The 25,965-nt window shown below is 42.7% G+C and carries 26 protein-coding genes; 10 read left to right on the top strand and 16 right to left on the bottom strand.

All coding sequences use genetic code 11. From position 1 onward, the window contains the following. Positions 1-6: 6 nt before the first annotated feature. On the top strand, positions 7-2,172 hold the full coding sequence (locus C2M25_RS20275) for a S9 family peptidase (RefSeq protein WP_105181983.1): 2,166 nt from the start codon (positions 7-9) through the stop codon (positions 2,170-2,172). Positions 2,173-2,193: 21 nt separating this feature from the next. On the opposite strand, the gene C2M25_RS20280 is transcribed toward C2M25_RS20275, so the two are convergent. The 4 genes from C2M25_RS20280 to C2M25_RS20295 are packed head-to-tail and all read right to left on the bottom strand — an operon-like array spanning position 2,194 to position 5,869. After that, positions 2,194-3,669, bottom strand: coding sequence for a sensor histidine kinase (locus C2M25_RS20280; RefSeq protein WP_105181984.1), 1,476 nt, complete (start codon positions 3,667-3,669; stop codon positions 2,194-2,196). After that, positions 3,669-4,394, bottom strand: coding sequence for a response regulator transcription factor (locus C2M25_RS20285; RefSeq protein ID WP_105181985.1), 726 nt, complete (start codon positions 4,392-4,394; stop codon positions 3,669-3,671). Before C2M25_RS20285 ends, C2M25_RS20280 begins: the two co-directional genes overlap by 1 nt. Positions 4,395-4,453: 59 nt before the next feature. Continuing rightward, a complete protein-coding gene (locus C2M25_RS20290) occupies positions 4,454-5,158 on the bottom strand; it encodes a spondin domain-containing protein (RefSeq protein WP_105181986.1) in 705 nt (234 codons plus the stop codon). A 9-nt stretch (positions 5,159-5,167) separates the two neighbouring features. Continuing rightward, a complete protein-coding gene (locus tag C2M25_RS20295) occupies positions 5,168-5,869 on the bottom strand; it encodes a spondin domain-containing protein (protein WP_063700620.1) in 702 nt (233 codons plus the stop codon). A gap of 205 nt (positions 5,870-6,074) precedes the next feature. On the opposite strand from C2M25_RS20295, the gene C2M25_RS20300 reads away from it, so the two are divergent. Beyond that, a complete protein-coding gene (locus C2M25_RS20300; RefSeq protein WP_105174407.1) occupies positions 6,075-6,446 on the top strand; it encodes a DUF4870 domain-containing protein in 372 nt (123 codons plus the stop codon). Between the two features lie 57 nt (positions 6,447-6,503). Beyond that, positions 6,504-6,938, top strand: a complete 435-nt coding sequence (locus C2M25_RS20305; RefSeq protein WP_105181987.1) for a YqaA family protein — start codon at positions 6,504-6,506, stop codon at positions 6,936-6,938. Here the strand turns inward: C2M25_RS20305 and folX are convergent. Genes folX through folM form a run of 3 tightly spaced genes read right to left on the bottom strand, consistent with a single transcriptional unit; the run spans position 6,935 to position 8,589 of the window. Next, complete coding sequence (gene folX / locus C2M25_RS20310; protein ID WP_054554637.1) at positions 6,935-7,294, bottom strand: dihydroneopterin triphosphate 2'-epimerase; 360 nt, start codon at positions 7,292-7,294, stop codon at positions 6,935-6,937. The genes C2M25_RS20305 and folX overlap by 4 nt on opposite strands. Before the next feature lie 2 nt (positions 7,295-7,296). After that, a complete protein-coding gene (gene folE, locus C2M25_RS20315) occupies positions 7,297-7,851 on the bottom strand; it encodes a GTP cyclohydrolase I FolE (RefSeq protein ID WP_063700628.1) in 555 nt (184 codons plus the stop codon). An 18-nt stretch (positions 7,852-7,869) separates the two neighbouring features. Beyond that, on the bottom strand, positions 7,870-8,589 hold the full coding sequence (gene folM / locus C2M25_RS20320) for a dihydromonapterin reductase (RefSeq protein WP_063700630.1): 720 nt from the start codon (positions 8,587-8,589) through the stop codon (positions 7,870-7,872). Positions 8,590-8,837: 248 nt separating this feature from the next. Between folM and C2M25_RS20325 the strand changes: the two genes are divergently transcribed. Further along, positions 8,838-9,698 carry a sulfite exporter TauE/SafE family protein gene (locus tag C2M25_RS20325; RefSeq protein WP_234003623.1) on the top strand — a complete coding sequence of 287 codons (861 nt, stop codon included), beginning with the start codon at positions 8,838-8,840 and terminating at the stop codon, positions 9,696-9,698. Here C2M25_RS20325 and nadE read toward each other — a convergent pair. The 3 genes from nadE to C2M25_RS20340 all read right to left on the bottom strand — a co-directional run bounded on the left by nadE (position 9,695) and on the right by C2M25_RS20340 (position 14,608). After that, a complete protein-coding gene (gene nadE / locus C2M25_RS20330) occupies positions 9,695-10,531 on the bottom strand; it encodes an ammonia-dependent NAD(+) synthetase (protein WP_063700632.1) in 837 nt (278 codons plus the stop codon). The genes C2M25_RS20325 and nadE overlap by 4 nt on opposite strands. A gap of 67 nt (positions 10,532-10,598) precedes the next feature. Next, entirely contained in the window at positions 10,599-11,225 is a 627-nt protein-coding gene (locus C2M25_RS20335) for a YceH family protein (protein ID WP_105174409.1), read from the bottom strand. Positions 11,226-11,242: 17 nt separating this feature from the next. Next, complete coding sequence (locus C2M25_RS20340; RefSeq protein WP_105181988.1) at positions 11,243-14,608, bottom strand: response regulator; 3,366 nt, start codon at positions 14,606-14,608, stop codon at positions 11,243-11,245. A 428-nt stretch (positions 14,609-15,036) separates the two neighbouring features. On the opposite strand from C2M25_RS20340, the gene C2M25_RS20345 reads away from it, so the two are divergent. After that, positions 15,037-17,319, top strand: a complete 2,283-nt coding sequence (locus C2M25_RS20345) for a penicillin acylase family protein (protein ID WP_105181989.1) — start codon at positions 15,037-15,039, stop codon at positions 17,317-17,319. On the opposite strand, the gene C2M25_RS20350 is transcribed toward C2M25_RS20345, so the two are convergent. Continuing rightward, the gene (locus C2M25_RS20350; RefSeq protein WP_233999161.1) at positions 17,312-18,412 is read right to left on the bottom strand and encodes a GGDEF domain-containing protein; all 1,101 of its coding nucleotides are present in this window, start codon (positions 18,410-18,412) and stop codon (positions 17,312-17,314) included. The two genes, C2M25_RS20345 and C2M25_RS20350, sit on opposite strands and share 8 nt — an antisense overlap. A gap of 261 nt (positions 18,413-18,673) precedes the next feature. On the opposite strand from C2M25_RS20350, the gene C2M25_RS20355 reads away from it, so the two are divergent. Beyond that, on the top strand, positions 18,674-20,206 hold the full coding sequence (locus C2M25_RS20355) for a carbon-nitrogen hydrolase family protein (RefSeq protein ID WP_063700640.1): 1,533 nt from the start codon (positions 18,674-18,676) through the stop codon (positions 20,204-20,206). Further along, on the top strand, positions 20,206-20,523 hold the full coding sequence (locus C2M25_RS20360; protein WP_054554646.1) for a DMT family transporter: 318 nt from the start codon (positions 20,206-20,208) through the stop codon (positions 20,521-20,523). The genes C2M25_RS20355 and C2M25_RS20360 overlap by 1 nt, the downstream gene beginning before the upstream one ends. 41 nt (positions 20,524-20,564) lie before the next feature. Here C2M25_RS20360 and C2M25_RS20365 read toward each other — a convergent pair whose 3' ends face one another. Then, complete coding sequence (locus tag C2M25_RS20365) at positions 20,565-21,443, bottom strand: DMT family transporter (RefSeq protein ID WP_105181990.1); 879 nt, start codon at positions 21,441-21,443, stop codon at positions 20,565-20,567. 235 nt (positions 21,444-21,678) lie between these two features. On the opposite strand from C2M25_RS20365, the gene C2M25_RS20370 reads away from it, so the two are divergent. Next, the gene (locus C2M25_RS20370; protein WP_063700644.1) at positions 21,679-22,062 is read left to right on the top strand and encodes an MAPEG family protein; all 384 of its coding nucleotides are present in this window, start codon (positions 21,679-21,681) and stop codon (positions 22,060-22,062) included. 78 nt (positions 22,063-22,140) lie between these two features. Here the strand turns inward: C2M25_RS20370 and C2M25_RS20375 are convergent, their stop codons facing one another. The 3 genes from C2M25_RS20375 to C2M25_RS20385 all read right to left on the bottom strand — a co-directional run bounded on the left by C2M25_RS20375 (position 22,141) and on the right by C2M25_RS20385 (position 24,485). Beyond that, positions 22,141-23,346, bottom strand: coding sequence for a M56 family metallopeptidase (locus tag C2M25_RS20375; protein ID WP_105181991.1), 1,206 nt, complete (start codon positions 23,344-23,346; stop codon positions 22,141-22,143). 9 nt (positions 23,347-23,355) lie between these two features. Next, positions 23,356-23,730 carry a BlaI/MecI/CopY family transcriptional regulator gene (locus C2M25_RS20380; RefSeq protein WP_054554650.1) on the bottom strand — a complete coding sequence of 125 codons (375 nt, stop codon included), beginning with the start codon at positions 23,728-23,730 and terminating at the stop codon, positions 23,356-23,358. Positions 23,731-23,798: 68 nt separating this feature from the next. Next, the gene (locus C2M25_RS20385) at positions 23,799-24,485 is read right to left on the bottom strand and encodes a pseudouridine synthase (RefSeq protein ID WP_105182008.1); all 687 of its coding nucleotides are present in this window, start codon (positions 24,483-24,485) and stop codon (positions 23,799-23,801) included. Between the two features lie 80 nt (positions 24,486-24,565). On the opposite strand from C2M25_RS20385, the gene C2M25_RS20390 reads away from it, so the two are divergent. Further along, on the top strand, positions 24,566-24,871 hold the full coding sequence (locus C2M25_RS20390; RefSeq protein ID WP_105181992.1) for a DUF6482 family protein: 306 nt from the start codon (positions 24,566-24,568) through the stop codon (positions 24,869-24,871). 308 nt (positions 24,872-25,179) lie between these two features. Then, positions 25,180-25,587, top strand: coding sequence for a GNAT family N-acetyltransferase (locus tag C2M25_RS20395; RefSeq protein WP_105181993.1), 408 nt, complete (start codon positions 25,180-25,182; stop codon positions 25,585-25,587). Positions 25,588-25,601: 14 nt separating this feature from the next. Here C2M25_RS20395 and C2M25_RS20400 read toward each other — a convergent pair whose 3' ends face one another. Next, a complete protein-coding gene (locus tag C2M25_RS20400; protein WP_105181994.1) occupies positions 25,602-25,961 on the bottom strand; it encodes a HopJ type III effector protein in 360 nt (119 codons plus the stop codon). Positions 25,962-25,965 lie beyond the last annotated feature (4 nt).

Genomic DNA, 25,965 nt, shown 5'->3' on the forward strand with positions numbered 1-25,965 from the left:
AATCCCATGAAAGTTGGCCATTCACTTTGCCTTGCGGCACTCTCTTTAGCTGTTCTATCAGCGTGTAATAAAGTCCCAGATAATAAAGAACAAGCTGTTATTACAGAGCAAGTTCAGATTGCAGCACCCGTCGCCAAAAAAATACCTCATGAAATGACCATTCATGGTGACACACGTATCGATAACTACTATTGGATGCGTGATGATGAACGCAAAGATGCCGCTGTTATTGCTCATTTGAATGCTGAAAATGCGTATGTTGAAAGTAAACTGGCACATACTCAAACGCTACAAAACACCCTATTCGAAGAGCTTAAAGGGCGTATTGAGAAAGATGACGATACCGTACCGACAAAAAAAGGGGAATATTACTACTTCTCACAAACGCGCGGTGATGACGAATACCCGGTTTATGTGCGCAGCAAAGATAGCCTAGGAGAAGATAAGCAGGTTATTTTAAATGTGAATGAGCTTGCTAAAAATCATGACTATTTTGCCGTAACCGGTTTAGCTGTGAGCCCAAATGGCAATTTGCTTGCTTATGGTGAAGATACCGTGAGTCGCCGTATTTACACAATTAAAGTAAAAGATTTAACCACAGGTAAAATGCTCACAGAAAGCCTTGAAGGCACAGAAGGTGATGTCGTGTGGGCGAATGACAACAAAACCTTTTACTACATCAAAAAAGACTTACAGACGCTGTTAGGCTACCAAGTATATCGCCATACACTAGGCACCCCGCAAGCTGACGATGAACTCGTTTACGAAGAGAAAAACACCAGTTACTACACCAGTATTTACAAGAGTAAAGACCAACAAGAGATCTATATTAGTCATGGTAGCACCAGTGCATCGGGCGTCTCGGTTATTGATGCAAATGATGTCAAAGCAATGCCAAAACGTTTTATTGAACGCGAAGCAGGGCTTGAATATGACATCAAAAAGTTAGGCGATTGGTATTACATCGTTACTAATTTAAATGCAGTTAACTTTCAACTTATGAAAGTGCACCGCGATAAAGCGCATGATAAAGCGCAATGGCAAACGCTAATTGCTGGTCGTGATAACGTAAAGCTTGAAGGCATCGAGTTATTTAACAATCATTTGGTATACGAAGAGCGAGAAATGGGGCAAACCCGTATCACTATTCGTGACCTTCGTAACCAACAAGAGCAAGTCGTAGCGTTTAATGACCCAACTTATATGGTCTTTAGTTATGGTAATGGTGAGTTAGATAACCCTAACTTACGTGTTTACTATTCAAGTATGACGACGCCAGGCAGCAGCTACGATATCAACCTAGAAAGTGGCGAAAAAACCCTGCTTAAACAGCGTAAAGTGTTAGGTGATTTTAATCCTGACAATTATGCCTCTGAGCGAGTTTACGTGACCACCCGAGATGGTGTCGATGTTCCTGTGAGCCTTGTTTATCGTAAAGACAAGTTCAAAAAAGACGGCTCGAATCCGCTTATGCAATATGGTTATGGTTCGTATGGTGCGACCATGGATCCGAGCTTTTCTAGCTCTCGATTAAGCTTACTTGATCGTGGTTTTGTGTTTGCGATTGCGCATATCCGTGGCTCACAAATGCTGGGTCGTCCTTGGTACGAAGACGGCAAGTTGCTGAAAAAACAAAACACCTTTAATGACTTTGTTGATGTGACTAAATCATTAGCAGCTCAAAAGTATGGTGATAAGGATAATATCTTTGCCATGGGTGGCAGTGCAGGTGGCTTACTAATGGGGGCTGTTGTGAATCAAGCGCCTGATCTTTATAAAGGGGTGATTGCAGCAGTGCCTTTTGTTGATGTAGTCACGACCATGTTAGATGCCAGCTTACCACTGACAACGAATGAGTATGACGAGTGGGGCAACCCGAATGATAAAGTCTATTACGATTACATGCTGTCATATTCGCCGTATGACCAAGTTAAGAAGCAGGCTTACCCAAATATGTTAGTCACCACCGGCTTACACGACTCTCAAGTTCAGTATTTTGAGCCTGCAAAATGGGTTGCTAAGCTACGTGAATATAAAACCGATGATAACTTGCTGCTGTTCAAAACCGACATGGAAGCAGGGCACGGTGGTGCTTCTGGGCGCTTTAAAAGCTTGCAAGATACCGCTTTATATTACGCCTTTATGCTCGATTTAGCGGGTATCGAAAAATAATAACAACACAGGCATCCGTGATTAAGCGGATGCCTGCATTGCTAAATTAAAACGAAATTCACTGCCTTTTCCTAGGGTACTTTTTACGTTTATTTCACTATCCATTAGGGTGAGCAGTTGCTTACAAATAGCAAGTCCCAAGCCTGTTGAGCCTCGTTTTATACTATTACGTGCTTGATAATGAGGTTCGAAAATCGCATTGAGTTCATCCTCATGAATACCAACCCCGGTATCAGACACTGCCACGTATAACTGATCACTTTGCTGGCTAACTTTAACGGCTATTTCACCGCCATTTGGGGTGTGCCGAATGGCATTTTCGATTAAGTTTGTAAGCACCCGCTCTAATTTTGCAATATCTGCTGTCACGGTAAAATCGCAAATTTCGGGAATAACCTTGAGCGAAATACCTGCTGATTGCGCTGTTAGAGCAAGCTTTGCCACACAATCATAAATCAACTCGCCCAAATTAAAGGTCTCGGATTGTATTTTCACTTGGCCGCACTCTAAATTAGCCAGCTCAAAAATTTGTTCAATCAGCTGTTTTAGTTGCTGGCAGTTATCCATTGCAAGGTTGAGATAATGACGTTGTTCGGGCTCGTTTAAGTGGCTATCCGGTTTATTGATCACCTCCAGAAAGCCGTGCAGTGAAGAGAGCGGCGTACGTAAATCGTGTGATAAATGAGTGAGCAACTCACGGCGTTGTCTATCAGCGTGCTGTAATGACTGAAACTGCTCATCGATACGCGCCAGCATGGCATTGACGCCTTTGCTTAAATTGCCAATTTCATTATCAGCTGTGTAGCTAGAGTCCAATGACATTTTGGTTAGGCTGTAGTTAGCCGCTTCTATTTTATTAAGCTCTTTATTGAGTTTTTTGAGCGGTAAGGTGAAAAACCGAAATAACAGCAACATCGCAATAAAGAGCGCAACTAAGGCGGCTATAAACCACATTGCGGCAAGCCAAAGGTTATCATTGGCTTTAATGTTTTTAAGGGTTGTATCGTAAGCTTGCCCGCCAATTATCACGTACAAATAGCCTTGCAGTTGTTGCTGATTATAAACTGGTGCGGTCGAAAAAATTTTTACGCCATCCTTGCTACGTGGATCGTCACCATAAATTGGCGTGGCAGTGGGGTTGTCGAGTAGCTGCTGCATTGGGCTTAAGTTTATTTGTTGCCTCACGACTTGCCCTGGTTTAGCTGAATAAGTCAGTAAATGACCTTCTGGGTCTACAAAATAAAACTCAAATGCAGGACCAAGTATCATCAGCGTGTGAAATAAGTTTTCTAGTGCCTTATAGTCATACACACCTTGCTGGATCAGTGGGTTATCATGCACTAAATGTTCGGCTAATTGGAGGTGCAAATTTTGCTGAGCATGGTGTACCGAGCTTTGCTCTAATTGCTTACTCCAATTTAAAACCAGTGCGCACAACAGGCTAAAAATAAGCACTAATGACCAAGCGAGTTTTTGATAAAGCGTCATTGATTTCATTAGTTTGCACTCAATTGACCGGGGTTTAATTTATAGCCTACACCCCAAACTGTTTCGATAAAATTGGCTGAGTGATGTTGCTCAAACTTACTGCGTAAACGGTTTATATGGGAATTAACCGTATGCTCGTAGCCGCTGTGTTGATAACCCCATACTTGGTCAAGTAACTGTTGGCGGCTAAAAACATGGTTTGGGTGTTTGGCAAAGTAGACCAGTAAATCAAATTCGGTGGCGGTTAAGTTAATTGCTTGGTCAGCTAAAAATGCTTGGTGGCTGGCAAATTCAATGTGTAGCTCTCCAAGTTGAATTGCCGCTTGAGCGCTATCTTCATGGTGTGATTGAGCTGCTATAAGTTGTGACCTATGCCGTAATTGCGTTTTTATTCGTGCTTGTAACTCTCTAGCGAAGAACGGCTTGCAAATGTAATCATCAGCGCCCATTTCCAGACCAATCACTCTGTCCATATCGCTACTGAGTGCGGTCAGTAAAATAACGGCAATACTTGGGTAGTGCTCTTTAATTTTGCGACATAAGCTCAAGCCATCCATTTGTGGCAGGTTAATATCAAGCAGTACTAAGCCATAACTTGAGCTGGCAAGCTTCTTTATTGCAGTTTCTGCGCTCGAGGCTTCATCAATATGTAAGTTTAGGCAGTGCAATTGTGTGCTGATAAGTTGGCGGATTGCTCTATCATCTTCGACGATTAATAATTTTTCTTGGCGCATGGCTCACTCCAAATCACAGAGGCACATCCTTATGACCTTCTGTGTAAGGAGTGCGATTATTATTGCGTCCGCGTTATCGTGATCCGAGCAACCGGGTTATCAAACTTATGCTGGTTGGTGAGCACTGAGTTTGTCAGGCCATCATCTTGACTAACCACACCTGGGTGCATTGCAACACGGTTAATATCGTCACGCATTTCGTTGTAGCCTTCGCCTGAGTCGGCAGGGCCTGGGATCGTGCCTTGTGCTTCAGAGTTAGCCTCTGTGCCTGCATCATAGGCAAAACTAGTGCGAGACAGTGACTCATTAACCGCTAACGAAGACACGTCTATTGCATTAAGACCGGTAAACGCGTCATTTGTATTCACCAACATGGTCGCTAAGCTGATTTTTAATGAATCAAGCTGCTCAGTACTCAGCATTAAAGTGACTTGCTCACCTGGAGGGAGTGGACTCTCAGCTGAGCTTGAGGCCATAGCAAAATCAGTTGCTAATAATTCACTGTTATCTCCTCCTTCAGCCATTAATTCGAGCGCAGCAGAAGCTGGTTCACCTATTTGCCAAAGCATACCCTCAGAGTGAGCAATGGCTGCAATCGGTGACAATGGTTGGGCATTGGTTAAATTCGTAACTTGTACTGTAAATTCATAGCTCATAACGGGCATTACAGGATCTGTTACTTCCACCTCGTTATTATCTGAATCCCCACAGGCCGCAAGGCTGGCACTCAATGCGAGGATAATTAAGCTTTTTGAAAAGCGCATAATAACCTCCTATTTAACCGTAACTGTTAGCATCGCAACTGGGTTTAACCATCTGTGTACGGTGTTATCGAGGTCACTTATCCCCGCTTCTAAATCGTCGTCGCCTAAGTTACCCGGATGAATATGCACCATCATATTCGTTTCGCTACTGGTGACGCCGCTGCCATTCATACCCGCATTGCCACCCGGTGCAGCAGGAATACCTGGCGTGCCCGGCATGCCTGAGCCTTCAACAACAAGCTCATCATTGGCTTCGGTGCCCGCATCATAGGCATTGAGATAAACAGTGTAGGTACCAGCTTCTGTTGGGATCATCCAACTATCTAAACCTACAAAGCCATCATTGGTAGGCAGTAGCATGGCTGTTAGAGATAAGTAGTTATTGCCATCCTTGGTGGATAAGCTCGCCATCGTTGAGCTTGCTGGGGCTAATAAACCTTCAGCTGGGTTGGCAACCATGTCACTGTTTGCGGCTGTAGCTTCAGTCATTAATGGCTCGAGATTGCCACCTTCAGCCATAGTTTGTAGGGCTGTAGAAGCAGGCATAGCAACGCTGAAAAGTTTGCTGTCACTGTTATGAGCCGTAATGAGAATAGGGGTAAAGTGTAAACCTTGCGTGAGGTTAGTTAGTTTTATATCAAGCTCAGCAGCTTGGCTTGCAAGGCTAGTTACTGCGCATGCAGCGAATAAAGTTAAAGGTAAAGCTTTCATGTGAGATTCCTGTTTTTGATGATTCAAAACCAGTATCGAATAGCAATATCCAGAAACCCTCACGAAGTTATCACATTTTTATCACAACGTTGATTACAGTCTTTAGTGTTGGTTTGGAGTATTAAATTTAACCAATTTAGCTAGGGTAAAAGGTCATTACAGTTTATAGTAGAGAGACAAACAGACCCATAACAAGGAATTTAAAATGGATGATAATCAAAAAGTTGAAATAATTGTGGCAGATAAAGAGCAGCGCACATGGGCAATGTTTTGTCACTTAAGTGCCTTAGCCGGGTTGCTTTTCCCGTTCGGCTCAGTGATTGGACCTTTGATTGTTTGGCTTGTAAAAAAAGAAGAAATGCCACTTGTAGCTGAGCATGGACGCAAGTCATTAAACTTTCAATTAACCATGATGATCGCCTACATTGTCTGCTTTATGCTGATGTTTGTTGTCGTTGGTGTCATTCTGTTGCCATTGGTTGCGCTATTCTCATTGATTATGGTGGTCGTATCGGCGATTAAAGCCAACGATGGTAAAGAAGTGAACTACCCAATGGCGATAGAATTTATAAAGTAAGCTGATTGCCATATACTAAAAGCTCAGCCATTTGCTGAGCTTTTTTATGTGATGTTTATGGCCTACTTATCGTTATTTCTCAGCGCGTTTATTTCCGCAACCTTATTACCTAGCTCTTCAGAATTAGTGATGACAGCTATGATAGCCAGTGGTGACTATCTACTTTGGTTGTTATGGCTAAGTGCAACCGTGGGCAATGTACTTGGGAGTTGTGTGAATTATTGGCTGGGCACGCAGGTTATGCGATTTAAAGACCGTAAATGGTTTCCTGTTTCACAAAACTCGATAGACAAAGCCGAACAGCAATTTAATAAGTACGGTGTTTACAGTTTGTTGTTTGCTTGGCTGCCTATTGTCGGCGACCCTTTAACGGTTGTTGGCGGAATTTTTAGGGTTAAGTTTTCAATCTTTTTGTTACTCGTGACCCTAGGCAAAGGCGCACGTTATTTAGCTGTGCTTGCCTTTGCAGTAGGGCTAGAAAAGTTATTTTAACTTTTTTGCCAATCAAGGGTCAGTGATACTGAATCAGCAAAGCGCAGCGCATGAGGTTTATCGACGCGTACTTTGGCATAGTGAACACTTTGATGCTGGTGGCAAATTGCTAAAATTTCAGCAACCAATTTTTCTAACAGCAAAAAGTGGCCTTCTTCGACAAGGCTGATCACTTCTTTGGTGATGGTCTTGTAGTTTAGTGCTTTATCGACTGCGTCAGTCTCACAAGCTTGATCAGCGGGGTAGTGAATTTCTAAATTAATCACTACATCTTGCTTTTTCTCACGTTCCTCAGGGTTAAAACCTATAAAGGTTCGTAGCCTGAGGTTAGTAACATTAATAATTGCGTTGGCCATCATTACCCTCTAACTAGTTGTAAAAACTCGTTACGGGTTTTTGGATCGGCTCTGAAGTTACCTAACATAACCGATGTACGCATGCTTGAGTTTTGCTTTTCAACGCCGCGCATCATCATACACATGTGTTTTGCTTCAACGATTACGCCAACACCTTTCGCGCCAGTTACTTCTTCAACTGCTTTAGCAATTTGATGGGTTAATTGTTCTTGAATTTGGAAACGACGCGCATACATGTCAACAATTCGCGCAAACTTAGATAAACCAAGTACTTTGCCGTTAGGGATATAAGCGATATGACAGCGGCCAACAAATGGCAGCAAGTGATGCTCACACATAGAGTAAAGCTCAATGTCTTGGATCAATACCATATCATCGGCATCTGAAGTGAATACCGCATTATTGGTGATCTCGTCTAACGTTTGACGATAACCCTTAGTTAGATATTCCATCGCTTTTGCTGCGCGTTTTGGTGTGTCGAGTAATCCTTCACGAGCAGGATCTTCACCCACTGCGCTAATTATTTGTTGGTAACTGTTTTTTAAATCATCGTGCATAGCTTTCTCAGTAATTCGTTATTTTAAATGTCTGCCACCATCAACAGGCATAGAGCGACCTGTGATGTAGTGACTGTTTAGTAATAGTTCTACGCTGTTAATAATCTCGGCGCAGCCGGGCTCAATGCCCATTAGCGATTTCTTTAATGTTTTTGCTTTGTATTCGTCGCTATCGTGCTCGTTAAAAATGATAAGCGAGGGAGCGATAGCATTCACTTTAATGGCTGGTGCAAATTTAGCAGCAAACGACTTGGTTAAATTATCAAGCGCCGCTTTACTTGCTGCATAAGCAAGGTGCTTAGGGCTGCCTTTTTCAACCACATAATCGGTTAGGTGAATAATATCTGCGGCTTGGCCACTGTTTTGCTGATAATGCAGTAACAAATCAGAAGCTGCTAGATTAATTAAATAAGGCGCTTTGGCGTGAATACGCATCATGTTATCAAACAGGTCTGCGTAATCGTGGTTATTTTCCTCACAATCCCAGCTAGACGCATTATGGATAATTGCTTTGAGCTGGTTGGTATGGGTTTTTAATTCTTCGATAAAATGCCCGATAGCTTGGTCACTGTTAAAATCGGCATGAAGACAAGTAGCACCTTTACCTGCAAGCACATCTATAGCTGCATGGCGGGTACGATAAGTGACTATGATTTCTTGCCCTTGCGCTAAAAAGTGCTCGGCCAGAGCGAGTCCAATACGTTGGCCTGCGCCAGTAATTAATATGGGCGATGACATAAACTAATATAAAACCTTAGATTTTTAATACGAAATGTAATGTATTTAATGGCTATAACTGTAACAACTATAAACCAAATTACAGAACTATTTCATCTTTACTGCAATCATGTTGCCAAACTTTCTACGCGATACTGTCAAACATAGATCAGTTGCTCGGTTTTCTGTCTCAGGCATAATAGCCATACTTGATGCTTTTCTTTTTCACTATGTTTGCTGTCATAAAATCATTTAGCTGGCTACGAACTGTGCCATGGCTATTTATTATCGCTGTTTACAGTACTTTATTGCTTTCGCAAGGGCCTGCTAATGCGGTGAGTAATTTTGTGGCGCAATTGAGTATTGCTGCAACGATGGCCATTGGCTCATTTGTCGCTGGTGGCACGGCTCTAGGAGGCGGTGCGGTAGCGTTTCCGGTAATGACCAAACTATTAGCAATTGAACCTGCGACAGCGAAAGTGTTCTCTCTTGCTATCCAAAGCTTTGGTATGACAGCAGCAGCCTTAACAATTATTTTTAGCCGTATCCCTTACTACAAACAAGTGGTGTTAATCGCGACGCCAATGGCTATTTTAGGCGCTGTATTTAGTTTATTGTTCATTGCTGAACATTTACCAAGGTTAGCGGTGAAAGGGGTCTTTAGCGCACTATTATTATGTTTTGCGTTGACCTTAGCGTGGCGTATTTATCGCCGAGCTCAGCATATTTGTAGCCAAACAAAGATTACTGTGAATAAAACGCGGGTCGCGTTGATTGCTATGTTGGGTGGTGTTGCATCAGGCTTGGTAGGGTCGGGCGCCGATATTGCTATTTTTGCGCTGTTAGTTATTGCATATAACGCGAATATTCAACGTGCAACGGCAACTACGGTGATCATTATGGCTGTGACGTCTGTCGTTGCAAGTGTCGTGAATTATTTTTATCTCGAGACAATTAACTCACAAATTCAAGCCTACTTATTAGCTGCAATTCCTGTTGTGGTGCTTGGCGCACCGCTTGGTGCTTATGTGTGTGCAAAAGTGAAAAGTGGGCAACTCATTAGCTTTTTATTGCTACTCATTGCCCTCGAGGTGTCGTTTACGATTTATGAATTGCTGAGTGTTGTTTAAAGCGCATCGTAAACAGTTGGGATCGCTTGGCGCTTATGCTGAGTACGTAAGTAAATGCCAGTCAGCTTTTCTTCAACTTCACTACTAACGTCTTTACCTTCTAAGAAATCATCAATTTGATCGTAAGTGAGGCCAAGCGCTTCTTCGTCAGTCAGGCCTGGGCGATCACATTCTAAATCGGCAGTCGGGGCTTTATGCACAAGTACTGCTGGCGCACCTAAGTGCTCAGCAAGTGCACGAACTTGACGTTTTGATAAACCAAATAATGGTGCTAGGTCACATGCTCCATCACCAAATTTTGTGTAAAAACCAGTGATGTTCTCAGCGCTGTGATCGGTACCAACAACTAACCCTTGGCAAAAGCCGGCAATTTCATACTGCGCAACCATGCGCTGGCGTGCTTTTACATTACCTTTGATAAAGTCGATTTTAGCTTGTTCTGGCAATTCGGCGCCACCACCAACAACCGCGGCCATTGCTTGTTCATGCATGCCATCGACAGCCGCTTTGATGTTAACCGTCATACGTTTACTCGGTTGAATAAAATCAACGGCTAGTTGTGCTTCGTCTTCGTCTGCTTGTACGCCGTAAGGTAAGCGCACAGCAATAAATTGATATTCGTTGGTGTTATGTTCTTGGTTTAATTCATCCACCGCTAATTGGCATAAACGGCCGCAGGTTGATGAGTCAACACCGCCACTGATCCCTAATACAAGTGAGCGAGAGTGCGCAGCAATAAGTCGGCTTTTAAGAAAGTTAACGCGACGGGTGATTTCCGCTTTTACATCAATAGTTGGTTGGACTTTCATTTCCGCCAGAATGTCGGCACGCATGGTAGAGCTCCTATTTTTCGTTGTGGTTGTCAGCGTTTAGTACATTATGTTACGGGCGCAGTTTTTATTAAAGACCTAAATGCGCTTTTATTGCGTTAATTTGCTGCTTAAGATCTTCGATTTCGCTTCGTAATTGTTGCACTTCACTACTGTTATCCTGCATCGGCTCGTTACTTGCCATGTCTTCAGTAATGCTGTCTGGGTCAACAAATAAGTGCATGTAGCGGCTCTCTCGCTTGCCTGGCTCTCGTGCTAAGCGCGCAACATGTTCTTGCTCTATAAGTGCATTTAATGCGGCTTCGACTTCATTGACGTTACTGAACTCAGCGAGGCGGTTGCTGCGAGTTCTCAGTTCGCCTGGTGTTTGCGGGCCACGTAACAGTAACAAACAAATTATGGCTCGTTGCTGCTCAGTAAATTGCAAACTGCCAAATTCGGTATTACAAAAGCGGTGAGCGTATTTATTTACACGACCTGATAGCCCTTCATCAACCGTCACTAAGCGTGATGCAACAAGCTCATCGAGTGTATCTTGGACTTGCGCTTCAGTGAGAGACAATACTGGCTCACGGTTAGATTTTTGATTACATGCATTAGTCAGTGAGTTTAAAGATAATGGATAATGTTCGGGTGTTGTACTTTGCTTTTCGAGTAAACAGCCAATAACACGTTGTTGAATTGATGATAATTGCATGGTTTTACTCTCTTTCTTTATTCTTCAGTGGTTAGCCACACTGTTAACTTTTTATTGAGCGAGTCAAATTTTAGGGGTTTGGTAACATAGTCGTTCATACCTGCGTTTAAACAACGCTCTTTGTCACCTTGCATCGCATTTGCAGTGAGTGCGACGATATTAACTCCCTGATGAGCTGCGCCTGCTTCACCTGCCCGAATGGCTCGTGTTGCTTGGTAACCATCCATTTCTGGCATTTGGCAATCCATTAACACTAATTGATAAGGACTTTGTTCTCGGCTTGAAAGTTTTGCAATCGCTTCAAGGCCATTTTCGGCAATATCAAAACTAATGCCTGCTTGTTTTAGCAACGAACCTGCCACCATCTGATTTACTTTATTATCTTCAACCAGCAACACTTGCGACTCAGCGCTACCGCTGTTTGTCATCACTTTGGTAATTAGGGTTTCTTTATTAACCTGCTGCTGTTCAATGTACTTGTCGTTCGCAAGAGCATTAAATAAATCAGACTGCGTTAATGGTTTAAAGATAATACTCTCAACTTTTAAGGTTTGTCTTGTTTGTTTTTCTGTCAGGCTCATAGGCGCCATTAAAATACGCTTGCAGCTGGTGGCATTGAAATAGTTTAAGAACTCTTTCTGCAATTCTTTAGTAGCACTGTTATAAAACTTATAATCTATTAGAATTGCATCGCAGCCCTTATTATCAGGCATGGCTGCGCGATTTAATAAGCTTGGCATATCGCTGTAAGTTTCTACCTCAGCTCCCCACAACTGCAATTGCTTTTTGGCGATATTGCTGCTGAGCTTACAGCTATCAGCAATTAAGATATGTTTTTTATCAATAATATGACTTGGCTCTGGCGCATGTTTCGTGTGATCACGTTTAACCTTTACTGAGAAATTAAAGGTGCTGCCTTCTCCGTATGAGCTAACAACACTGACATCTCCAGCCATCAACTGACAAAGCTGTTTTACAATTGCAAGGCCAAGCCCCGTACCGCCGTATTGACGGGTGGTAGAGGCATCTGCTTGCGTGAATGAGTCAAATAAAGTGGCTTGTTTTTCAGGTTTAATGCCCACTCCCGAATCAATAACAGAGCAGTTCAAGAATAATTCTTCATTGCTAGTTTCGAGCTTGGCGATAACAATTATCTCACCATCTTTTGTGAATTTAACCGCATTGCTCACTAGGTTATTGATGATTTGCCTAATCCGATTGGGGTCACTGATAATAAACCCGTGATGAAGATTCGTTGTATCAAGCAGTAGTTTGGTATTGTTCTGTTCAGCCTTAATAGCAAACGATTCGATTGTGTCGCCTAGTAATTTAGACACGTTGAAGCTGACATTTTCAATATCGAGTTTACCAGCCTCAATTTTAGAGAAATCTAAAATATCATTAATGATATGCAGTAAAGACTCTGCTGATGATTGCGCAAGTTCAAGATGGTGGTTTTGTTGGCTATCTAGCTTGCTTTGTTTAATGATATTGAGCATGCCGATCACGCCATTCATCGGGGTGCGGATCTCATGACTCATACTCGCTAAAAATTCACTTTTGGCTTTTACGGCTTGTTCTGCAGCTTCTTTTGCTTGAACGAGTTGTTGTTCGGTCTCTATACGACGTTGGCTGGCATGCAAACTACCAATGAGTGCGGCAACGGCAATTAAAAAGCTTTCTTCATTTTTACTCCAATGCCTACGTGTAAAGCATTTTTCAGCGCACACCACCCCCATGCTTTTACTCCCTGTGGGAATAATCACCGTTAACATTGAGCGTATATTAAACCAATCTAGGTAATTGCTACGAAGATCACTTGTCAGAGGGTGTTGCTGGGCATCGCTGGCATTAATTACTGCGTGATTATTAATGGCATCAAAATAGTTTTGAAATTCAATTTGTTGCAACGATATGGCTTCATTAAATTCGGGTTGGCTCTGATCGTGAATGGCAAAGGTGTTGAGCGATTGTCGATCGTCACTGAATAGCCAGATACTGGCGCGATCTATATCAAATGCATGACAAATGGCTTGCACAATAACATGCTTGGAGAGGTTAAGATTACCTGTCAGTACCGCATCATTGACGGTGAGAGACGCTAAAATCTCGTTATGTAAGGCGATTTTGTTATTTTCGAGCTCAACACGTTTACGGGTATCAATATTTTGCAGTGAGCCAAAAAGTTTTATACAACGACCATTTTTGTGTTCGGCTTCACCATGTAGCAGCACCCAAATTTCATCACCTTCTGCAGTGATGATCTCAACTTGTGTTTCAAAACTTTCACCATACTTGATTGCGCGCTCGTTCAAACGGCGAATTTTATCGCGGCTTTCGCCAGCTTTGAAATGGGTAAAGTTAGCAGGCCACTCAGGTTGAACATTCAGTGGAAACTTAAATATTTGCTTGGTCATATCTGACCAATACACGGTTTTTGTTTCAAGGTTAAATGACCATGCACCCACTTTGGCAAGGCTACTCATGGTTTCTAACATGCGTTCGCTTTTGTACTGCCTTTCAACCATGCGCAAAAAGAATAGTGAAGCACAAGCAAACAAAATGCAGAACAAAATAATGGCGAATCTTAGAGGCCAAACAGCAGAGCTTGGTGGCTGCCAGCCAGATTTTGGCGAGGCATACATGCGCCACTCACCACCGGGCAGGTTTATCGTAAAGCTCAGAGGTTTTGTGTTAAGTATATCTTCTGAGCCATAGAAAAAATCGCCTTGTAAACCGCGACCACCACGGCCTTGCAGTGCAACATCATAATGCTGGCTAAGCGCAATCAACCCCGAATTGCTATAGATTTTATTTACATCGAGTACGACCGAGAGGAGCCCCCAAAAAGTGTTCTCAGGAGGAATGAACACCGGCATTCTTGCTATCAGCGCTTGGCCTCCTTGTACAAGCTCCAAAGGGCCTGCCATAACAATACGATTTTCATCTCGAGCTCTAATCGCATCATCACGCTGTGCTGGATTTTCTAAAAAGTTTAGCCCGATGGATTTTTCGTTGCCTGCGAGAGGATAAGTCATCTGGATAATCATATCCGGTGCTGCACCGATGTTTCTAAGTTCTGAAGAGGTTGCGAATAAGGGCGCGGCTATTTGCTCATAGCGAGCTTGGTCTAAATTGGGTTCGGCAGCAACGGCAACGGCAAGGCCCCTAACAAGTTGAATGTTAGATACTAAGGTGGCTTCGAGCTCTGCACGATAGGCGCTGATTTTTGCAAGCTCCTGCGCCCGAAAAGCATCTTTCTCACGGCTGTAATTAATTTGGTCGATGACGAAGCCAATTACCACCACACAGGCGAGTGAAACCCAGAAGGCTAGCTTCAGTTTTTGCAGCTTTTTATTATCTGTTTCGGTGGCTAGCGGCATGAGAAATATCGGGTTTTATACTTTCTACCTACTATAGACAATTTCTGTGGTAATTAACAATGAACAGTAGACTAAGAGTACTAATTGCAATTATTTGTATCGCAACACTATTCTTTCACAAAACTCAGGTTAATATACCCAAACCACCTCAAGGTGCGAGTTTCAGTTGGAATTAAAAGCGATTTAGGCAAGGCATTGATTGCAAGTAATAGTGGTTCTATTGTTCAAATCAATAACGCAGTATAAATCGCTTTTAAACCAACCCGTTGGGCGCATCACAGGCACTTACTCTCATCGTTGTTACTTCTTAAAAGGGACTACCATTGTTGCAAAGTAACGCCTTGATATTAAGCACCTGTGAAGCGCTGAATTCTGCATCTTGAGGTGGTTTGGGTATACAGTGTTACTTTAGCGCAAGGATAATTGGCATGTTTAAGATAATCAAATGGTTACTCATAGGTTTGTTCGTGGTGGTGTTACTCGCAACCGGGCTTGTTTATGGCGTATTAAACTTAAGTTTACCGGCACTTGATGGCCGTGGTAAAAGTGGCGCTATTGCGCAGTCTGTCAAGATCGAGCGAGATACGTTGGGGCAAGCTGTTATTCATGCCGAAAACCGTTTAGATGCGGCCTATGCATTAGGCTTTGCGCATGGTCAGGACCGATTCTTTCAGATGGATTTACTGCGCCGCAATGCTGCTGGCGAACTCAGCGAGCTATTTGGTAAAGCTGCTATAGGGCTTGATAAAAAAATGCGCTTTCATCAGTTGCGTAAACGTAGTCAGATTGCGGTTGCACAGTTACCCGCTAAAGATAAAGCGCTATTAAAAGCGTATGCGAATGGGGTCAATGAAGGCCATGCACAAGTTGGCTATGATAGTTTTGAGTATTTACTCACTGGCGCTGAAGCCAAGCCTTGGCAAAGTGAAGACAGCTTGCTAATCATTTTTAGCATGTACCTTGATTTGCAATCGACGACGTTTCAGCGTGACAAAGCATTGATCGAAATCGAAGATTTATATGGCAAGGAGATGGTTGACTTTATTACGCAGCCTAGCCTCTATCAAGCTGCACTCGATAACAGCCAATTAGCGCCTTATGACGGCGGTATTCCTCATCTTAAAGACGCTCAATGGGCTATGACAGAGATTGCCGACCGAAAAGAACTTGGCAGTAATAACTGGGCTGTAACTGGGCAGCTAACTGAAACCGGTGCAGCCATGCTGTCTGACGATATGCACTTATCATTTGCAGTGCCAATCATTTGGTACCGTGCTCAGCTTAATTACCCTCTCAATGGCGAAATGCAACAAATCACTGGTGTGTCTTTACCAGGCGCTCCTGCCATTGTTGTTGGGACCAATAATAAAATTGCGTGGGGATTCACTAACGGTTATTTAGATACAGCGGATTGGGTCGCACTTGAGAGTAAAGAGAAAACCTGGCAAATAGATGAACCAATTTTACTCAATGACGGCAACAGCGAAAATTACGCTTTAACCATGAGCGAGTACGGCCCGGTTAAAGAAATTAACGGCAAACCTTATGCGCTAAGTTGGGTTGCTCACCATGAGTATGCGGTTGATATGGAATTACTTAAACTTGAGCAAGCAAACACTGTTGACGATGCATTAGCACTTGCTTCTGAGGTGGGAATTCCTGTACAAAATTTAATGGTCGTTGATGATAAAGGTAATGCAGCTTGGAAGAATATGGGGGCTGTGCCTGCCCGTAAAGTTCCGCATCAATTAGCTGTTTCAGAGCAAGCGTATCCTGCAGCATGGCATGATAACGAAACGCAGCGTCCATTTGTCAAAAATCCAGAAAGTGGCCGATTATGGACAGGCAACTCACGAGTCGTTTCAGCAGAGGATGATCAGCGCTTTGGTAATGGTGGTTATGCAATGGGGGCTCGCTCGGCACAAATTCGCGATCGCCTATTTGAAAAGCAGCAGTTTAACGAACACGATTTTTACGACATACAACATGATAACGAAGCGCGTTTCTTAACGGCTTGGCATAAACTGCTGGTCAAACAGCTTAGCACTGCAGGCGATAAATATGCGCTGTATTTAAAAGAGCTAAATAATTGGCAGGCGTGTGCTTGTAGCGACTCAATTGGCTACACCTTAGTAAAACGCTACCGCAGTGAAGTGATTAATGGCTTATTTAGCCCGTTAGAGAATAAGCTAAAAGCTCTCGATAGTAGCTTAAAACCGATAAAACGAGACTTAGAGCCCGCAGTTTGGCAGCTTATCGAAGCCCAGCCTCAGGCATGGTTAAACCCTGAGTATGCAAACTGGCAACAGCAAATGATAGGAGCCTTTGATCGCGTTATCACTAAACTAACCGAGCAATACGGTAACAACCCGCACAGCTGGGAGTGGGGCAAGGTTAACGAATTAGTGATTGAGCACCCATTTGCCAAGCAAATACCCGCATTGAAAAGCTTACTGAATATGCCAACAGCGCCAGGATTTGGTGATACCTTTATGCCTTCGGTGCAAGGACGTAGCTTTGGTGCTTCGCAGCGCTTTATTGTCCAACCTGGGCACTTAGATAAAGCAATTATGGCTATTCCGGGAGGGCAGTCGGGGCACCCATTGTCAGAGTTTTACCGCGCAGGATTTAATGATTATGTCAGTAATGGTTTAACGCCATTATTGCCACAAGAGATTGCCCACAGTATCACTATCGATGCGGTTAATTAACCGCATCAGCATCTTTAAAAGCAGGGTGTTGGCCTTTGGCAACGGTTGTTTGGTTGCGCCCTGCATGCTTACTTTTATACAGCGCCTCATCGGCGTGCTGTAGCATTTTTTCTATTGAAGCGAGCGGTTGCCATTCAATAAGCCCAAAACTCATGGTGACATTGAGATCAGGAAACTCGTGATGCGCCTCTAATTCGGCGATTTTTAAACGTAGCGCTTCAATTTTTGCAAAGGCTTGTTTTGCATCTGTATTGGTTAATAAAATTAAAAACTCTTCACCCCCCCAACGCACCGCAATATCGTCATCATCAATAAATTGGCGAATGAGCCTTGCGACATTAATGAGCACCGTATCACCTTTTTCGTGGCCGTAATTGTCATTAATATTTTTAAATTTATCGATGTCAGCCATAACAATGCAAAGGTTGCTCTCAAGCTCGATGCTTTTTTGATGTGCAGCAGTAATCAGCTTTTTTGCAAAACGGCGGTTATAGAGTTTAGTGAGTGGGTCGCGAGCGGCCATGTCGGTTAACTCAACCCGTTGTGACAAGGTGATTTCTCTAATTAGACCCATGCCGTAGACCATAGGTAAGCCAGCAATAATGATGTTGATCACATTCACGTGTGGGAGGAGTTCAGGGTAAGCAAAACTGTACTGAACATCTGCAAAAAATACATACAGCAGGGCGAATGTCGCAATCATCATTAGGCTATAAAAAGCAGCGCGTTTAAAGGTTAATTGATAATCGATCATTAAAATACAAGACACTGTCCACAAGTAAAATTGAAAGCCTGCACCTAAGCCTAGGGTGGCGCAGACAATCACTGCATGAATAATTACTTCTAGACAAAATACTCTGAGTGCTAGCGAAGTCAGTCCTTGCTTAATTAAGAAGATACCGCTGGCCCAAGCAAACACGCTCAAAATATTAACTAACGCAAGCATGTTCGCCCCTATGTGGGCAAATGCGGGGATCAGCAAAGCATGAACAATTAGCGCAAAGTATGCGATTTTGGAAATAATCAGAAATTTAACGTGTTCAATTTCTTCTAAGCCAGATTGCTTTGATTGTTTTAATAAATGTTTGATCAATCCAACCTCTAATACACATGGAAGTAGCATAATTATAGATTAAAAGCTGAACAATGCAGGTTTATAATTGCTCGCTTTTGCTTTGTAAACTTAGGTAGGTTCTGTTTATGAATGAGGCTAAGCGTTTGTTCACATCGAGTTTGCTAAGCTTAGGGCTTGGCAGAGTTTGCAATTGATGCCACTCTAGTTAAAGCAAATCAAGAAACATTCTGACTCAATGTTTGCTGTGATTATTCTCTCGTGCCTAAAAAAGGAGTATCTATGCCGGCGGAAAAAACGCATTTAGCGATCTGTAATCTCACTAAAGAACAGTATCCACAAATCAAAACTCTGATGGATCAAGCCTATCCAGGGCTTGGTGGGGCTTGGCCTAGCCACACTATTTTTAGGCTGATAGACCAGTTTCCGGAAGGGCAAATAGGCATCGTCGATGATGGTGTCTTGGTGGGCATCGCCTTGAGTGTGCAGGTAGATTACGCGCGCTTTTCTAACCCTCATACCTACGAAGACATTGTTGATGGTCACGACCGAGTATTTAGTGACCCTGAGGGTGATGCACTTTATGGTTTGGATGTGGTTATTTCATCGACTCATCGAGGGATGCGACTTGGCAGACGTTTATACGATGCACGAAAAGAGCTGTGCCGTCAGTATAACTTACGCGCTATTTTAGCGGGTGGGCGAATTCCGCGATATTACAATCACAGTGCAGAGATGTCTCCGATGGAGTACATCGAAAAAGTTGACCACAAAGAGCTTTACGATCCGATTCTAAGCTTTCAGCTATCTAATGATTTTCAAGTTAAACGTTTACTTAAAAAGTATCTTCCTGAAGATCAGGAATCCGTTGGTTATGCCACTTTACTAGAGTGGAATAATATTATGTTTGAGCCCACTGATACGGTACTTGAGTCGACTAAATCAATTGTGCGTGTCGGTGCTGTACAGTGGCAAATGCGCTGTGTTGAGTCTGTGGAAGAACTGCTCAAGCAGGTGGAATATTTTGTTGATACGGTGTCTGACTATAAAAGTGACTTTATTCTGTTTCCGGAATTTTTCAATGCTCCATTAATGGGGCTCACTGAGCAAAGTAATCAAACGGAAGCAATTCGCTATCTGGCCGAATACACAGAAACATTCCGTGATGCGATGTCGCGCATGGCGGTTGAATACAATGCCAATATTATCACCGGCTCAATGCCGCTCGCAGAAGATGACAAGATTTATAATGTCAGCTATTTGTGCCACCGTAGCGGTAAAATTGATGAGCAGCGCAAAATTCATATTACGCCCCATGAGCAAAATGACTGGGTGATCCAAGGCGGTGACAAAATTGCGGTATTTGAAACGGATGCGGGTCGTGTCGGTATTCAAATTTGTTACGATGTTGAGTTCCCTGAGCTGTCGCGTATTCTCGCTAAGCAAGGGCTGGATATTTTGTTCGTGCCATTTTGGACGGATACTAAAAACAGTTACTTACGTGTTCGTCATTGTGCGCAAGCACGTGCAATCGAAAATGAATGTTATGTTGTGATTGCAGGCTCGGTTGGTAACCTACCAGAGGTAGAAAGTTTAGATGTACAGTACTCACAATCGGCAGTGCTTACCCCATCTGATTTCTCATTCCCGCATGATGCGACCTTGAATGAAGCAACACCGAATACCGAAATGCTGTTATTCAGTGATTTAGATATGGATAAACTGAAAATTCTTCACAGTGAAGGTACGGTAAGAAACTTAAAAGACCGCCGTGAAGATTTGTATGACGTGATCTTGAAAAAGCGAGATCAATAATGGCGTGGTTGTATTTAATTGTCGCAGGTCTGTTAGAAATTGGCTGGCCTGTTGGCCTTAAGATGTCTCAACAGGCAGACAGCCGCTGGTTAGGCATTGCAATAGCCGTCGCCTTTATGGTCGCTAGTGGCTTTATGTTGTGGTTGGCGCAGAAGGATATTCCGATGGGGACATCCTATGCTGTATGGACAGGGATCGGTGCAGCGGGCACTTTCTTGGTCGGTATTTTATTTTATGGTGATGCCGCCACATTTGGCCGCATTGCCGGAGTACTGCTGATAATTAGCGGAGTGATAACGCTCAAAATTAGTCATTAAAAAAGCGGCAATAGCCGCTTTTTTAATGACTAGAAACGCACCTAATTGGGTAGCATTACCAGAATGGCTGCCAGTGCAATTAACACAAGCCCCGCCGTGTCTTGGCGTTTTAGCGGTTGTTTTAACCAAAGAATCGATACCAAAATGGTAAAGAATACTTCTATCTGCCCCAATGTTTTTACATAAGCAACATGCTGCAAGCTCATGGCGCTAAACCAACCAATAGAACCTAAACAGCTACAAACACTAACAGCGGTCGTGGTGCCTTTGTGATGCCACATTTTCTTAAATGTATCGCGCTCTTTTAATGCAATATACACGCACAGCATCAGTGTTTGTAAGCTAATTATCAGCACTAACACCCAAGCTGCTGAGTGTGGAAAAGTCAGTCCTGAATTTAAACTTGCCTCACGGATCCATGACGATGAAAGAGCAAATGAAGTACCACAGGCAAGCCCAAGCAGTGCGGTGCCCAAATTAAAGTGTTTAACATTCGCGATGCCACTTAATAGCAATACCGCAATTGCACCAATAAATACGCCAACCCAACCTAGCAATGACAGTGCTGAGCCAAAGAACATTACACCTAAAATCGCCGCCATCAGTGCTTCACTTTTGGCAAGCCCTGCCCCGACTGCAAAGTTATTCATTTTAAACAGTTTTACCATCAAACCAGTGGCAACGATTTGGACGATACTGGCACCAACAATATAGCCAATAAAAGCGAGATTAAAATCAGGAAGTGCGGCGTCTTGATACTGATAAAGTGCAAATAAATACAGGGCAGCAATTGGGCTGGCAACGATAAAGCGAGCAAGTGTTACCCCGGCAACACTCACAGTTGCACTGAGTTTACTTTGCAGTGCGTTGCGCCACGACTGCATAAATGCCGCAAAAATAGTTAAGAAAATCCAAGTCATATTGAAAATAAATTAATGAGGAGAGGCAATTAGAGTAACAAAACCAAAGTATGAGAGCATTAGCTTATCGACCAACTTGAGAAAAACTCAGCTGTGACAATATGCCGCAGGGCTTTTTTGCTGTCATTAGGCTATAGTGACAATGATGCTATTGCTAGCCGCTGCTGTTTTAAGTAGCGGCTTTTTTTTGTTTGCGGTAGGGTGAGCTATTACAGTTAAAAGATAAGGAAATTTCATGACCACATTGATTATCTGCGCACTCATCGCAGTGCTCATACCTTATTTAGCTAAAGCCCCCGTGGCTTTTGCACAAAATAAGTTGTCGGGCTATGACAATAAACACCCGCGTGAACAACAAGCTAAACTAACAGGCTTTGGTGCTCGAGCATTGGCTGCACATCAAAATAGCTTTGAGTCACTAATTATTTTTGCGGTCGCGCTGGCAGTTGTAATAGGTAGCAATAATGTCTATCAGGTGACAGAAACCTTAGCGATTATGCATGTTATCGCCCGCGTGTTGTATTGTATTTTCTACTACATAAACCAAGATATTCTGCGCTCATTAGTCTGGCTAGTGGGGTATGTCTGTGCTGTGGCGATGATTGCTGTTTGCCTCTAGTCACAAGCCAATGAGTTAAAAACCACAAAGCAAGCGGCTTAAATAAGGCGCTTGCTTTAGGGTCTTAAGTGGTTACTTTTACTTAGAGCTAACTTTAATTTTCTCTATTAAATCCTTTGCTTGATAGTTTTCATCTAAGGCAAAATCGAGTTGCACTAAGGCATTTTTAAAGCCAGATTCAGACGGCGCATATTGCCATTGTTTTAAGGCTCTTTTCGCTTCTCGATTGAAAACACCTTCAGGCTCTGCGCTCACCACACTAACATTGCTGGTGGCGCCGCTTGGTAAAATATCGTATTTCAAAACGACTGAACCGCTAATACCTTGCTCTGCCGCTTGAATTGGGTATATCGGCTCTACGCGCATTACCGCTTGATAGTCTTTTGTCTTTTCAACGGACATCGGCTGTTTTGCAATGGCAAAACTGCTAAGCATGCCCATTGTAAAAATAACTAACGCTGTTTTTGCAATAAATGAGCTGTTGTCGATCTGCTTGATCTGATTTAGACGTTGTAACATGGTGTTTTTATCTCCGTATTGTGAATAAGCCATTAAGCCTGTTCTGCTAAAGCTTGCACAGTGCACTAATGCCTTACTGTATAAAATTCGTTGTTCAGTTGATTTATCTTTGAGTACTTGCTCATCACATGAAAGCTCTTGAATGCGGCGCAGACTTGCATAACCAAGCCAAGCGACAGGATTAAACCACAACAAAATAGTGGCACTTAAAGCGATGGCATTAATTAGGTTATCTTTACGTTTAATGTGCACTGATTCATGCTCTAAAATAAGCGCTAAAGCATGGCTGTTGTAATGGCTTTGGTAGTTTGTTGGCAGCACTAGCTTGGTGTTTATAACCCCTACAACCATTGGTGAACTCACCTGATTGCTTTGGTATAAGCGCATGCTTTGGTTGCTGTGCTGATCAAGCGTAATTGGCGCTAATTGCAGTTTTGCTAGAAAACGGTAATGAAAATATACGGCAGTGATCAGCAGTGCGGCACTAATAAAGCCATAAATAGCAAACCAAGTGAGCGTAAACTGTGGCATTATTGCTGTGTTTGGCGTGATAGTCAGCTTACTGATAAAGTCGTTTTGAATTGGCTTTAAGTGCTCTGGTAGGTTCGCTAACAATAAACTAATTGGTAAAAGCGCCCACAGTGTATAAACCAAGCGTGCCGATAGCTGGCTTAGTAACTTTCGCTCTAGCAGCAATAAAAACATAATTGCAGATGAGATCAAAAGTTGTTGATCTAACAACCAATTAAAAAATGCATCTAACATAACAACGCCTTATTTTTGCTGTTTTTCCCAATCATCGATAACCTTTTTCAGCTCATCAATATCATGTTGCGAGAGTTGCTCTGATTTAGCAAAGCCACTCACCAGCGGCGCAATTCGGCCATTAAAAAAGCGTTCAATAAAGCTTTGGCTTTCTTTTAATGTGTATTCTTCACGAGCAATGCAAGGGGTGTAGTTATATTGGCGACCTTGTTTCTCGAAGCTTAGTGCGCCTTTTTTAACTAAACGGCTTAGTAGCGTTTTAATGGTTTTTTCGTGCCATTCTTTATCGTCACTTAAACGCGCAATTACTTCACTAGCCGTGGCTGGGTAGCCAAGCCATACCGCATCTAATACTTCGAATTCAGCTTTAGAAAGTTCAATCATTTTTATGCCTACAGATGTAATCTTTAATTTAAGATTACACGCGTAATCAATTAATGCAAACTTTTTTGTTAGAGAATGTCACTTTTTTTGATACTGACTATCTGCCCTTCGGGCAAATTCAGCGTGGTGAGTGACAGTTTTGCGATATCTGTGCGGTACAGGTCGATGACTTTGTAGCCACAAAAACGTGCCATTTTACGTATTTGCCGGTTTAAACCTTGCTTTAAGACGATGCAAAACTGTGTTTCGGTGACTTGAGTCACCTCACAAGGAAGGGTTATTTGTCTATCTACAGGCACACCGTTTGCCATTTTGTTACAAAAATCACTATAAAGAGGTTTATCTACGGTGACTAAATAGCGCTTGGGTTGGTGGTAATCAGGGTGGATCAGTTGATTACAAAACTCACCGTCATTGGTCAAAATTAACAACCCACGAGAGTCCTTGTCGAGCCGGCCAATTGGGTAAACGCGAGTTGTTTTAGGCAGGCTATGAATAAGGCTTGTTGGGTCGTCAGCATTTAATTTGCAATCTATACCAACAGGCTTGTGATATGCAAAGTAGGTGAGTGGCGCTTTAGCTGAAATTTTTTCGCCAAGTACAATTACATCATCGTGCTCATCAACATGATCTATGTGATTTGCAGCACGGCCATTTACTGTTACCTCACCTTGATCTATCAAGCGTGATGCTTGCTTTCGAGAACAAACACCTGCATGGGCAATAAATTTAGCAAGTCGTACTTTTTCTAGCATGAGTGATTTTTGTACAGTTAATTTGATCACAGTATATCAAACCCGCGTATAAGAAGTACTACATACAAAAGGGGTTCGACATGGCAATTAAGTTATCTGAACTTGCAGCGCACCAACCACTGCAAAAGGTTATCCTTCATTCGTTGGAAATGGCACTGTATCAGGTGTCTGTGGTGATCAATAACGTTGAATATTATGTCACTGATGAGCAAGGTGAGTTTATTCGCGATATTAGCCCGTTGCACATTCAAAAGCGCCTCGATCACTTAAGTTATGGTGATATGGTTTTACGCCACACCAGTGCTTATGATGAGATGTGTGGTCAGCCCGAAAAGCTGGGCAGCAACATGCTTGAAGTACCCTATGGTAAGAACCACTTATACTGATTAACGATATAAGCGTATACTGAGTCATAACATTTTATATACCCAAACCACCTCAAGATGCGAGTTTCAGTTGGAATTAAATGCGATTTAGGCAAGGCATTGATTGCAAGTAATAGTGTTTCTATTGTTAAAATCAATAACGCAGTATAAATTGCATTTAAACCAACCCTTTGGGCGCTTCACAGGCACTTACTCTCATCGTTGTTACTTCTTAAAAGGGACTGCCATTCTTGCAAAGTAACGCCTTGATATTAAGCACCTGTGAAACGCTGAATTCTGCATCTTGAGGTGGCTTGGGTATATATACTATGTATCAATTAAAAAGTGATGACTCAGCTGATCTCAACAACCAGCTAAGAGAACATATTGTGGCTTTCAACGCCGTGCATTTTAATGCCGAGCGTATTCCCGTTGGTTTTAAATTCGTTAATAAACAAAACACTGTTGTTGCTGGTATTCATGGCCAGGTATTTGGTAATTGGCTGCTTATTAGTTGGCTATGGTGTGATGATAAGGCGCGTGGTAAAGGGCTGGCGACACGATTACTCACTGAATTAGAGAGCAAAGCTAAAGCGCTTGGTGCAAACACCGCACAACTTGATACGCTCGATTTCCAAGCTAAACCATTTTACGAAAACAACGGCTACCTAGTTAAATATGAAATGCGTAACTACCCACTCGACGGCTGCCGTTATTTTATGGAAAAAAGCCTTTAAATATAAGCTTTTACTCACTTCGCTTTAAGCACGTCTTGCTCGGTAAAAGTAACACCTAAGAAAGGTGTTGCTTCTGGGGCAAGCATGAAAGTGCGGATGTTCATGTGGTCTTGCACTTCAGGATTGCGCAATACATCATCTCGATAAAACGCGCCAAAGCAATCTAGGGTGTTTTGTTTACTTAGTTGATTAAGCTTTGCAAAGGCAAAAATTTTACACGAACCATTATTTTCATTAGCTGCGCTTAACAGCCCATGATTATTAAAAGCGCTTGGGGTAAAGTCATAATTGTTGTCTATGACCGCCATGGTATCGGTAAATTCAATTTGTTGTGGTGAGTTTGCTAATGTTGCCAGGAAATCGTTCAGAGTCATTGCT

It is taken from the genome of Pseudoalteromonas sp. T1lg21 (assembly GCF_002964625.1).
In the GTDB taxonomy this organism is placed as follows: domain Bacteria; phylum Pseudomonadota; class Gammaproteobacteria; order Enterobacterales; family Alteromonadaceae; genus Pseudoalteromonas; species Pseudoalteromonas gelatinilytica.